This window comes from Rhodococcus sp. IEGM 1302 (assembly GCF_030056935.1).
Classification (GTDB): domain Bacteria; phylum Actinomycetota; class Actinomycetes; order Mycobacteriales; family Mycobacteriaceae; genus Rhodococcus_F; species Rhodococcus_F qingshengii.
Window position 1 is genome coordinate 19,776 of record NZ_JASHKY010000042.1, and the last position, 11,670, is coordinate 31,445.

Annotated in this window: 10 protein-coding genes; 2 read left to right on the forward strand and 8 right to left on the reverse strand. The window is 59.3% G+C overall.

The window, feature by feature from the left end:
- Window positions 1-21: 21 nt before the first annotated feature.
- The 8 genes from lipA to QM609_RS28135 all read right to left on the reverse strand — a co-directional run bounded on the left by lipA (window position 22) and on the right by QM609_RS28135 (window position 8,988).
- Window positions 22-1,050, reverse strand: coding sequence for a lipoyl synthase (gene lipA, locus QM609_RS28105; protein WP_283337630.1), 1,029 nt, complete (start codon window positions 1,048-1,050; stop codon window positions 22-24).
- Between the two features lie 31 nt (window positions 1,051-1,081).
- A complete protein-coding gene (locus QM609_RS29320) occupies window positions 1,082-2,122 on the reverse strand; it encodes a phosphotransferase family protein (protein WP_050656411.1) in 1,041 nt (346 codons plus the stop codon).
- Window positions 2,123-2,176: 54 nt separating this feature from the next.
- The gene (locus QM609_RS28110; protein ID WP_283337631.1) at window positions 2,177-3,388 is read right to left on the reverse strand and encodes an acyl-CoA dehydrogenase family protein; all 1,212 of its coding nucleotides are present in this window, start codon (window positions 3,386-3,388) and stop codon (window positions 2,177-2,179) included.
- A 72-nt stretch (window positions 3,389-3,460) separates the two neighbouring features.
- Complete coding sequence (locus QM609_RS28115) at window positions 3,461-4,498, reverse strand: phosphotransferase family protein (protein WP_030538055.1); 1,038 nt, start codon at window positions 4,496-4,498, stop codon at window positions 3,461-3,463.
- Window positions 4,499-4,523: 25 nt separating this feature from the next.
- Window positions 4,524-5,621 carry an alcohol dehydrogenase catalytic domain-containing protein gene (locus QM609_RS28120; RefSeq protein WP_050656410.1) on the reverse strand — a complete coding sequence of 366 codons (1,098 nt, stop codon included), beginning with the start codon at window positions 5,619-5,621 and terminating at the stop codon, window positions 4,524-4,526.
- Between the two features lie 25 nt (window positions 5,622-5,646).
- On the reverse strand, window positions 5,647-6,960 hold the full coding sequence (locus QM609_RS28125) for a dihydrolipoamide acetyltransferase family protein (RefSeq protein ID WP_030538054.1): 1,314 nt from the start codon (window positions 6,958-6,960) through the stop codon (window positions 5,647-5,649).
- A gap of 25 nt (window positions 6,961-6,985) precedes the next feature.
- Window positions 6,986-8,008 carry an alpha-ketoacid dehydrogenase subunit beta gene (locus tag QM609_RS28130; RefSeq protein ID WP_007735418.1) on the reverse strand — a complete coding sequence of 341 codons (1,023 nt, stop codon included), beginning with the start codon at window positions 8,006-8,008 and terminating at the stop codon, window positions 6,986-6,988.
- Window positions 8,005-8,988 carry a thiamine pyrophosphate-dependent dehydrogenase E1 component subunit alpha gene (locus QM609_RS28135; RefSeq protein WP_050656427.1) on the reverse strand — a complete coding sequence of 328 codons (984 nt, stop codon included), beginning with the start codon at window positions 8,986-8,988 and terminating at the stop codon, window positions 8,005-8,007. Before QM609_RS28135 ends, QM609_RS28130 begins: the two co-directional genes overlap by 4 nt.
- Window positions 8,989-9,223: 235 nt before the next feature.
- On the opposite strand from QM609_RS28135, the gene QM609_RS28140 reads away from it, so the two are divergent.
- Window positions 9,224-9,859 (forward strand): TetR/AcrR family transcriptional regulator, encoded by a 636-nt coding sequence (locus QM609_RS28140; protein ID WP_228232242.1) that lies wholly within the window; start codon window positions 9,224-9,226, stop codon window positions 9,857-9,859.
- Between the two features lie 236 nt (window positions 9,860-10,095).
- A complete protein-coding gene (locus QM609_RS28145) occupies window positions 10,096-11,592 on the forward strand; it encodes an MFS transporter (RefSeq protein WP_228232243.1) in 1,497 nt (498 codons plus the stop codon).
- Window positions 11,593-11,670: the final 78 nt, after the last annotated feature.

Consider the following 11,670-nt stretch of genomic DNA (forward strand, 5'->3'; position numbering starts at 1 on the left):
TATCGAACTGACGTCGGCGCACTAGATATCGACGACGAGGCGTGCGATGAGTGAGCTGGCTTCCTGGGAAGCGTCGCCGCCCTCGGTCAGATGACGCTGCGCCTCGGGAAGTTCACGGCCGTGATGTGCCATGGCCTGCGCATACAGGCGGCCGGCGCGGTACGACGAGCGAACCAACGGACCGGCCATGACGCCGGCGAAGCCCATCGCTTCTGCAGCCTTCGAGTGTGCGACGAACTCCTCGGGCTTGACCCACCGCTCGACGGGGTGGTGCCGGGGCGAGGGTCGCAGGTACTGGGTGATGGTGAGGATGTCGCAACCGGCGGCGTGGAGATCTGCCATCGCCTCGGTGACCTCTTCAGGGGTTTCGCCCATGCCGAGGATCAGGTTGGACTTGGTGACCAGTCCGTAGTCGCGTGCTGCGGTGATGACGTCGAGGCTGCGTTGGTACCGGAATGCCGGACGGATCCGCTTGAAGATGCGGGGGACGGTCTCGAGGTTGTGTGCGAGTACCTCGGGGCGTGAGGCGAAGACCTCGTCGAGCAGTTCGGGCTTGCCGTTGAAGTCCGGAACCAGGTTCTCGACGCCGGTGCCAGGGTTGAGTTCGTGGATCTTGCGGACGGTCTCGGCGTAGAGCCAGGCGCCACCGTCGGGGAGGTCGTCGCGGGCGACGCCGGTGATCGTGGAGTACCGAAGGCCCATGGCCTGAACGCTTTCCGCGACGCGACGGGGCTCGTCGCGGTCGAGAGCCTCGGGCTTGCCGGTGTCGATCTGGCAGAAGTCGCAGCGGCGTGTGCACTGCTCACCGCCGATCAGGAACGTGGCTTCGCGGTCTTCCCAGCACTCGTAGATGTTGGGGCAGCCCGCTTCCTCGCAGACGGTGTGCAAACCTTCACGCTTGACCAGGCCCTTGAGCTCCGTGTACTCGGGGCCCATCTTTGCTCGGGTCTTGATCCAGTTGGGTTTGCGTTCGATGGGCGTCTCCGCGTTTCGGATCTCGAGACGGAGCAGCTTGCGCCCCTCCCCGGTGGTTCGATTGTCGTGCGTCACGACTTTCCTCCAAGCATTCGTTGGGTCTCTGTCATCGCGTGAGCACAAAGGATGCGGCAAGGTGACTGCCTTCCAAGGCTGCAACTGCGCGGGTGATCAATGGTGTCACCAAGGCCGACACATCGCCGAATCTATTTGTGCTCGAGAGCCATTCGCGTCTCTCATTGCACAGTTCGAGCACACGTGCAGCAACCTCGAGAAACCCCACCGAGTAGAACCACGGCAACACGCGTGTATCGACATCGAAGGTAACTGACCTTCGATACCGGGACAACAACTGCTCGAATGCCGGGTATCCGAAATGAACTGAAGGGCAACCCGATACAACGCTGGGAATTCCTCTCAAACCTGCCCAGAAAACGTAAGCGATACCAACGTCCAACAGCGGGTCACCGAAACCTACTCGACGCCAATCTGTCACTGCGCGCAATAGTGGGGAGTCGGCGAGGTCGAAAATCGTTCGATCCAGACGATATTCGCCGTGGAGCAAGCAGGGCTTCTGCGGCGCCGGCACCGATCGCGCGAGGGAATCGAGGAGCGCGTTCAACGCAGGCCTCACACTCAATTCGTGCCGAGCGAGCCTTATTCCAATCTCGGACAAGTAGTTGTGCAGTTCCCCGCACATCCCGGGGAGAGCACTCACACCGTTGAGGCCGACTTCGAGCGAATGAATCCCGGCAAGCGTGTCGGCAAATGAGTTCGCTACCAGGCTTCTCGCGCCGATCTCGACGTCGGCTAACTGAATGTCGGTCCGGAGAGATGATCCATGCACCCGTCGAGAGACGACCAATCCAGAGACTTCGTCCCGGTAGACAAGGAGAGGTACTGGAATGCTGCTCTTTTCGAGCATGTGCAGCGCAGTGGCCTCCGCTCGAATTCCTCGTGTTCCAAGACTGTCATCACTGCTCGACGAACAGCGCAAGATCCATGCTCCTTCACCGCTGGTCAAGGAGTAGGCCTGACCCGGCGGCGAACTGGAAACCTTGTTAGCACTGAATCGCGAGTACCGATCCAACTCGCCACAGTCGATCAGACGCCGTCGAATCTCACCGATATCGAATGGGAGTTGCATTCCCACCAGTTATCCCCATTCGGCATCGATTCGTCATTCGTGAAACCCGGACCGCTATCGATGAAGGCGCAATTCTCGTGACGCGACGACCATCCGATGAACCTCGTCAGCGCCGTCGATGAAACGCATGGTCCGAGCCTGCGCCCACAACATCGCCAGCGGATAGTCTTGCGTCATTCCGCCGGCGCCGTGCACTTGAATTGCCTTGTCGATCACCCAACCCACAGCATCCGGGGCAGCCACCTTGATAGCCGAAATTTCCGTACGCGCCTCACGCGCCCCAACTGTGTCGATCAACCACGCAGTCCGCAGAACGAACAACCGCAACTGATCGATCTTCACACGGGACTGCGCAATCCAATGCTGAATGATCCCCTGATCCGCCAAAGACCTACCAACGGCCTCACGCTCGTTCGCCCGGCGGCACATCAACTCGATCGCACGCTCTGCCATCCCGATCATGCGCATGCAGTGATGAATGCGCCCCGGACCAAGTCTGGCCTGCGCCAACGCTTGCCCCCGACCACGCTCGCCGAGCATGTGGTCCTTGGGAACAAGCACGTCCTCGAAATGCACCTCCGCGTGACCGCCATGGGCACCGTGAGTGAAGCCGAACATCTTCAGCCCCCGGACAATACGCACGCCGGGAGTCTCACGCGGAATCAGAACCAAACTGTGGCGCGACCGCGGATCCGCATCAGGATCTGACACCCCCATCACGATCAACAACGCACAATCGCTGCTCATAGCGCCGGTCGACCACCACTTACGTCCATTGATCCTCCAACAATCACCCTCATCAGTGATTGAGCAGGTCAAGTTCGCGGGATCAGACGACGACACATCCGGCTCCGTCATGCAATACGCCGACCTGATGTCACCGTTCAACAACGGATCGAGCCACCGATGTTTCTGCGCCTCAGTCCCGAACAGCGTCAGCAACTCCATGTTCCCGGTATCGGGCGGGTTGCAGTTGAACGCTTCCGGCGCAACCTCAGGACTCCAACCCGTTACCTCGGCCAACGGTGCGTACTGCAGATTCGACAGTCCCGCACCACGCGGATCGTGCGGAAGAAACAAATTCCACAACCCCCGCGCCTTCGCGTGTTCCTTCAGCTCCGCCATCACCGCCGGACGCTCCCACTGCCGATCCCCAGCTTCCGGGTTGTCGTGGAAAAAATGCTCTGCAGGAAAAACGAACTCGTCCATGAATGCCGACGCGAGTTCCTTCAAATCAATAGTCTTCGCGTCGAACTCGAAGTCCATGTCACACACCTTCACCCTTCGTGGGCCGAGTACGACCGAGATCAGAAATTACTGTTTCACAACAATTTTCGGCTACGCAAGTGCCGAGAGCCCGCGCTCTGCCAAAGGAACGACCATCGAGCCGATGTCCTCGAAACCGTCGCCGACTGTTTCCCCATTGACGAAGCGAAGATGGATGCCTTCCAGAATCACCGCCATCTTGTAGAATGCGAAGCTCGAATACCACTGCAGCGCATCGGTATCGAACCCGGTGCCTAGGGAATATCTTTCGACAAGGTCGTCGAACGAGGGGAAACCCTCATGCGCAGAAGGCGTCCCGGCAATCGGATTATCGATACCCGCCCATCCCGACCAGAACAGATGGACTAAACCCAAGTCTGTCAACGGATCACCCAGTGTTGACATCTCCCAATCCAGCACTCCGACAATGTCCGACGGGGCACCTAACCGAACAATCATGTTGTCGAATCGAAAGTCGCCGTGAACGATCGAGGTTGCAGACTGCCCCGGAATCGACGACGCGACCCGCGCCCCCAGTTTTTCCAACATCGGAAGATCGCGGGACTTCGACGACGCCAACTGCTTGCTCCATCGCCGTACCTGGCGCTCGAGGTAACCCTCCGGCCTACCGAAACCAGACAAACCCAGGCTACGAAAGTCTTGCGTGTGCAGTGCAGCCAGGCAATCGACGTAGCGATGCGCCAACTCGGAGCGATTGCCCTCGTCCACGGAAGCGAAGTCGTCATCGGTTCGCAACACCTGACCTTCGATCTTGTCCATGACGTAGAAACTTCCACCCGATGTCGCGTCGAACTCCTCGGAGAACACGATCCGCGGAACCGGGACAGCACTTTCCGCGAGGGCTCGCTGAACGGTCACTTCCCGACCCATGTCGTGAGCAGTCTCCAGACGGTGACCGATCGGCGGACGACGCAGAATCCATCTTCTCGACTTACTCGCCAACTCGAACGTCAGGTTGGATCGACCGCCTGCCAATAGTCGCACAGTCAGTTCCTCGCCCGTACCCAACTCGCCCATCTCGACCAACCTGGACCGAACCAAGTCGGCGTTGAACTGCTCGCTCTCCGCTATTGATTCAACCTCATTCATTACAACGTCCTCATCCCATAGTCCGTTACTCGACGCCACAACGCACCACACCCGCACCGGCGGGCAGGTCGGGCCGAACCAAAACCTTCACGTGCTCTATCTCGTCACCCGCGGCCGGGCGCAGCGCAGAGAACACCTCACTCACCGCATCCAGCCCGGCAAAGCCCGTGACCATCAATCCCGGATCGAAACGACGCTCCACGATATGTTCGAAAGTTCGGGAAAACGCTTGGTACGTATGTTCTCCACGCCCCGGACCACCCACGAATTCCAAACTCACATTCTTGAGAATCCCGATTACGGGTCGAATCGACTCGTGCTCCATTGCCGATCCGACAATCACAATGCGCGTGAACGGTGGAACGACAGACATCAAGGAACCCAGTAGATTCCGCGCTCCGGATGCTTCGAAGACAAATACTTCGGTATCTGCCGGAATCATTCCTGCAAGTGTGCTCAGTGGATCCGAGTGCCTCGGATCGACTGCCACATCGGCCCCGTACGCCAAAGCCACAGTTCGTCGAAGTTCCGAAGGGTCGGATACGACGATGGGGTGAACGCCACGTTGCGCCAATTCGATGACTGCGCCGAGTCCCACAGGCCCGCAACCGGTCACCACTGCGGCGGCGCCGGCAACGATTCGTGAACGCAGCGCGGCGTTAACACCAGTAGCGAGAGGTTCGGTCACTGCAGCGGTAACCGGATCCACGTCCGGAGGGATGTGCAGGTGCCCTCCAGCCTGGATAACAACCCTTTCAGCCAGCCCTCCCGGCTTCGAATTGCAGTATCCGACTGTATGAGTCAATCCATCGTCGTCAACGACCCACGGCAGAACCACCAGACGGTCACCGACTGCGTAGTCGACCACTCCGGTTCCCAACTCGGTCACCGTTGCAGTGAACTCGTGTCCGAATACAACATCGTGCGCCGGATCGAACAGCGCTCCCGGCACGTCCGCCTCACGATGCGCAGCCAGGAAATCATCGGTGTGCTGCCAGGCCGAAAGATCACTGCCGCAGATCCCGGTGGCTATCGGCTCCACCAGAAGCTGATTCGGTCCCGGTGACGGCTCCGGAATGTCGGCAAGTATGACGTCTCCACCTCGAAGCACTGCTGCCCTCATCTGATGTCCTCACGTCGAGAAGTGCCTACGATTTTGTCGGCCATTGTTCGAGATACTTCTGTACGGACATCAGCGTGCGCAAGGCTTCGGCGCCGTCGAATGCCCTGTGGTCGAAGGTCAATCCGAGTCGTGCAATGGGCCTGATGGTGAGGAGCTCGGATTCACCGTCGACGCTCTTTCGCGCGACGGGGGTACGCACGATGGCTGGGAGACCGATCGAGGCAACTTGCGGACGAGTCAGGATCGGAGTCGAGACCACGCCGCCGACACTTCCCGAGTTGCTGATCGTAATTGTTCCGCCCGAAAGATCCTCCGGCTGCGCGGAACCCGAGAGTATCGCACTACTGGTCGCGACTATTGCGTCCGACAGTGCCTCCAGTTCGAGATTCTGCGCATCACGTATGACGGGGACGATCAGTCCGTCCGGAGTGTCCACGGCAATTCCCAGGTTGACAGTGTTCCATCGCACGAGGTGCTTGTCCGTGAACGTGGCATTGGCATCCGGGTGGTCTGCGAGCGCCCGGCACAGTGCGTGACCGACAAAGGGAAGGAAACTGAGTTTCCCTTCACCTCGAGCTGATCTCTCACGGTTGATCTTCGCTCGGGCTACTGAGACCGCAGTGAAATCGACATCAACCTGCGCCGTCAATTGAGGAGCCGTATTCCACGATTCTGTCAGATTCTTGGCGATTGCCCTACGCAGGCGAGTGTGTTCGATAGCCGTGTAGGTCACCGCCTCGTATCCGGCGGGAATCGCCACGGTGTCAGCATCTTCCGGTACTCGATCCCTGGCTCCCGGCAAGAATTCGCTCTTGCTCTCCAGCGACATATCAGTCGAGCCCGAATCGAGGCGGAGGCGTCGACTTCCTTCGGGCGGACGATTGACCGGAGAGAACCACGACGCAGCCAACACCAGTGAATCGTTGGGTGGGCGAGAACCCTCGGCGGCGACTGTCGGGGCCGCGCTCTCGAGAGCCCGATCCGGCGAAATCGGGAACGGACCCGCGATCGGACCCGATGTCGGCGCCGCCGGCGCGACATCTTCACCGACTGCATCTTCACCGGCAATGGCTTGCGCGACGGCTACCGGGTCGGCGTCGAGTGAGGCAAATCGAGCAATGACGTCACCGACAGGAACCTCCTGATCCACTGCGGCAACGTAGCTGATGAGGATTCCCGAAGTTGGCGAGTCGACTTCGGTGTCGACCTTGTCGGTCGACACCTCACAAAGCGGATCGCCCTCGGCGACCCTGTCCCCAGGCTTGAGCAGCCATTCGGTGAGCAACGCGAATTCCACCGACCCCATGTGGGGCATGTGGACGTCGAATAGTGTGAGCATGGTGAATGTCCTCGTAGTCGAGTAATTAGTCGCGAACCAGGTGACGGGCCGTCTCGATGATGTCGGAAACACTTGGGAAGCAATGATCTTCGAGGAACCGACTCGCCGGAATCGGCGCATCCACAGAACCGAGACGCGCGATCGGAGCGTGGAGCCAGTAGAAGCAACGCTCCTGGATGAGCGCAGCGATCTCGGCGCCAGGACCAGCGGTTCTCGGCGCCTCGTGAACGATCATCGCCCGCCCGGTCCGCATCACCGACGCGATGATCGTGTCGTGGTCCAGCGGAACCAGCGTCTGCAGGTCGACGACCTCGAGTTCGATACCCTCCGCAGCCAGCACGAGTGCTGCTTCGAGCGAGCGAGGCACCATACATCCATAGCTGATGACGGTTACTGTGTCGCCGCGCCGTGGAATCGATGCTTTACCCAAGGGCATTACGTACTCGGGATCGGTGAATACCTCACCCCGTTTGAAGTTGAGCTGCTTGCTCGGGTAGTACAGAACAGGATTTGGGTCCCGGATTGCGGCCTTGAGTAGGGCTTTCGCGTTGGCAGGATTGGACGGGACAACTGCTTTGAGTCCCGGAAAATGCATCGGTAGCATCTCCATCGAACCCGAATGTTCTGGTCCTGCACCACCGCTCGGCCCGATCGGCATGATGATGACAGCGGGAAGTTCGAATTGACCACCGTGCATATGGCGCCACTTACCCAGTTTCTGAAAGATCTCGTCCCCGGCGATCAAACTGAAGTCTGCAAACCCCAACTGAACGATCGGACGCATTCCGGTCATGGCGGCACCGGCAGCTGCACCCACCATGAATGCTTCGGTGATTCCGGTGTTTCGGATCCTGTCCAGGCCGAATTCCTCTACCAGGCCTCGGGTTCCGCCGAAGAACCCGCCTGAGGCAATGTCCTGCCCCATGAGAAACACCGAGGGGTCACGGCGCATCTCTTCGGCAATCGCCGCACCCTGTGCTGCCTCGTAGCTTTGCACCGTAGTTTCCGGAGCCGTGCGGTTGACAGACGTGTCGTCAGTGATAGTCATGCAAAAACGTCCTTCATGATAACGGAGGGGTCAGGCAAAGGAGCGGCTTCTGCCTCGGCGAGCGCTTCGGCAACTTCCGCACGCGCTGCGGCGACGATCTGGTCGGCCAGCAAAGCATCGAGTCGAGAACGCATGATGTCCAACGGATCTCGGTACGTCGACAGGAAGTCTTCCGGGCGATACTTCTGCGCGTCACCTTCCCAGTGTCCACCGACACGGGTGACGACTGCCTCGATCAACGACGGCCCCTGACCATCGCGCGCTCGATCAATCGCAGCCTTTGTCGCATGGTAGACAGCGACGGCGTCATGACCATCGACGCGAACGCCGGGAATCCCGTATGCAGTCGCGCGTTCGGCGATAGTGCGTGTCGGACTCACAGATTCAAATGGGGTGGTTACCGAGATTCCATTGTTCTCACAGAAGTAGACCAGCGGTAGTTTCCACCGCGATGCCTCGAGAAGAGTTTCATGGAAGGTGCCACGTGCCGCCGTCCCGTCGCCGAAGTCCGCCAGCGCAACTTGCCCAGTGCCTCTCATTTGCGCCGACAATGCCGCGCCTGCTGCCACCGGATACACCGAACCCAGCGTCGCACCCTCCCCCATGATTCCCAGCGCCGGATCAGCCCAGTGAGGAACGCCGGCACCCTTTCCGCCGGTAGAACCTGTCACTTTTCCAAGCAGGTCACCGATGATCGGCCCCATCGTCATCCCTTTGGCAAGCGGCCATGTGGCTCCTCTTCCCTGATAGAACAGATAGTCGTCGTCTCGCATCGCTGCCACCGCTCCAGCGACAGCACCTTCCTGCCCTTTGCCCGGATGCCAAAATCCGGCAAATCCGTGGTCCCGGATGTGAATCTGCACCGCGTCCTCGATCGCACGCGCACGGGCCATGACGGTGAAAATGTCGATCGCCAACCGTGGGTCGAGTGACTCCGGTTCCACTACTTCGGTCAGCTGTTCGCTTGTGTGCGTGGCCATTCCGATCTCCTTCTGACAGTCCGACATGCAAGTACGAGGTTCGCGCCTTTGACAACCCGGCATCGATTGCCATTCGTGTGGCTGCTGTCACATCACCCTATGTGGATCAAGTGATTCAATCAAGTGCATTCTCTAAATCGACTGAGATCTACTCAGACATCACCGGGTCAGCAGGCCGGAAATCAGGCCGCGACATCGCGATATGATGGGGTCAACAAACCGAAAGGTTGCGGAAATGCCACGATCCAGTCCACGCGACGGCGCAGCAACTCGCCGTGCTCTGATCGACTCAGCGGCAAAGCTGTTCGCAGCAGAGGGAGTCGAGGCCGTCTCGATTCGAGCGATCAATGCCGAAGCCGGATTGGGAGCAGCATCCGCGCACTATCATTTCGGATCCAAGGACGCGATCCTCGACGCCGTCCTCCTCGACTCCGGCGCCGAAGTACTCGCACACATTCATCGCCTGGCCAAGAACATGGTCGATTCCGACACCGTTCCGACAGCGAGGCAGATCGTCGATCTCCTGGCACTGCCGTATCGCCAGTTCCTCGATCAGGAACCTGACAAAGGTGTTCGGTGGCTGACTATTTGTGGACAACTCAGCCTCGCCAACGATCCTCGGCTATTCCCCGTCAAGGACGACACAGCAGAGTTGCTGCGCAAACTACTCGAACGCGCCTACCCCGCAGCCGACGACACCGCGATCGAACTGAACTGGTCACTCACCGTGAACACGCTGATCGTGATGGCGGCACGATGGTCGGACGCAAGCATCGAGGGATCTCGCGCGCTATCCAACGGTCGATTCGACACACTGGCGGATTTTGTCGCAGGCGGACTCGAGTCACTCATGGATCCAACCCGGACCTAGCTTTGCGGATGGATCTTCCCAGGTAGGGTTGCGGATCCACCATCCACAGAACGCGCCGTCTCCGTGCGCGCTTTTGCAATTTTCTTGGGAAAAATTTAGTGGATCACTTGACAGAATCAATCGATCCATTTTACTGTGCCTCACATCACAAAATGCTTCAGTGGGTCTGCACACTCGCCGCGCCGACTGTCCCGCTCACTGCCCCGTCTTCCCGTCAGAAAGATGCAGGAGCCACGATGACCGCTCCATCCACGGATAATCCTTCCTCGACTCCATCGGAATCTTCCTCCGCAAACCCCACTCTCGCGATAGAAGGCGTGGGAAATCGATCAACCGCCGGCTGGGTCGGAATCCTCCTGATCCTCTGCCTTCTGTCCGAAGAAGTCGCATACGCGTTCAATCTGGTGACGCCCGCACTCCCCAGCATGGCTGGTTCATTCGAGACCTCGAACATCGCTTGGGTGTCAACACTGTTCACACTCTCCGGCGCTATCAGCGCACCGTTGATCGGCAAGCTCGCAGATCGAGACGGTAAGAAGAAATGGCTTCTGATCGCAACCGCCTGCATGGCAACAGGCTCGCTGATCGTCGCAATCGCGCCGACCTTCTCCGTAGTACTAGTCGGCCGTACCGTCGAAGGACTCGGTCTTGCAATCGTGCCGATAACCTACTCGCTGATGCGCGACATCTTCCCGAAGCGGATGCTGGCGATGGCGGTCAGCATGACAACCGCTGGAATTGGTGTCACCACGATCACCGGTCCTGTCATTGCCGGAGTTTTGATCGACAATTTCGGATTCCGCGGAGTGTTCTTCGCATTGGCACTCTTCCCTGTGCTCTTGGGTGCCTTGGTCATGCTCGTTGTTCCCGAGTCCCCGATCCGAGTGAAAACGTCCATCGACTGGGTTGGTGGGATCATGCTCGGGCTCTCGATCGCACTCCTCCTGTACTGCATCGGCGAAGGCGGAACGTGGGGCTGGACGTCGTGGAAGACACTTCTCTGCGCCATCGCCGCGGTGGCAATTTTCATCGGATGGGCTCGATACGAAAAGCGAATCGAGAACCCACTGATCGACATTGCGGTGCTGCGTGGTCGCGCTGTCGTGACGACACTGGTCGCGCAATTTACCGGCCAGGCCGTCATCGTTCTCCAATTCGTCTTGTTGTCCTTCATCGTTCAGACACCCATCGCCCTCGGCGTTACCTACGGGTTGGGGGAAAGCGCAAGCTACATGGCGCGGTTGACCACACCGGCCGGCGTGGCCACCGTCGCAATGGGGTTGCTTGTCGGCATAATCGCAGAACGTCGGGGCGCACGCCTGCCGAACTGGATCGGCTTCGCCTTGATGGCGATCGGCTCCGCATCACTCGCCCTCTCCCACAAGGAATTCTGGCCGATACTGTTGGCATACTTGGTATACGCATTCGGGGCCGGTCTGATCAGTGCGGCAATACCCAACCTGGTGATCGCCGCCGCGCCGGTTCGACTGCAGGCCGTCACAGCCTCGACGGTCAATGTGGTGGGATCCGTCGGCAGTGCTGTTGCTGTACAGATTGGTTTTGCCATCCTCGCCCTGAACATTGCAACGGTTGCCGACGGAACGCCTATTTACGCTGGAATTGGCTACACAACAGTCTATTTCGTTGCAGCAGGTCTGGCGATAGTCGGACTCGCCGCGACTCTCCTCATGCCGCACGGCCGAAAGCCCCAGTCTGTGGAAGCACTGACCTGATCTGAATCGACTACCTGAGAATTATCGTGACCTCACACTATGACGTCGTTGTCCTCGGAGCCGGCCCCGGTGGGTACG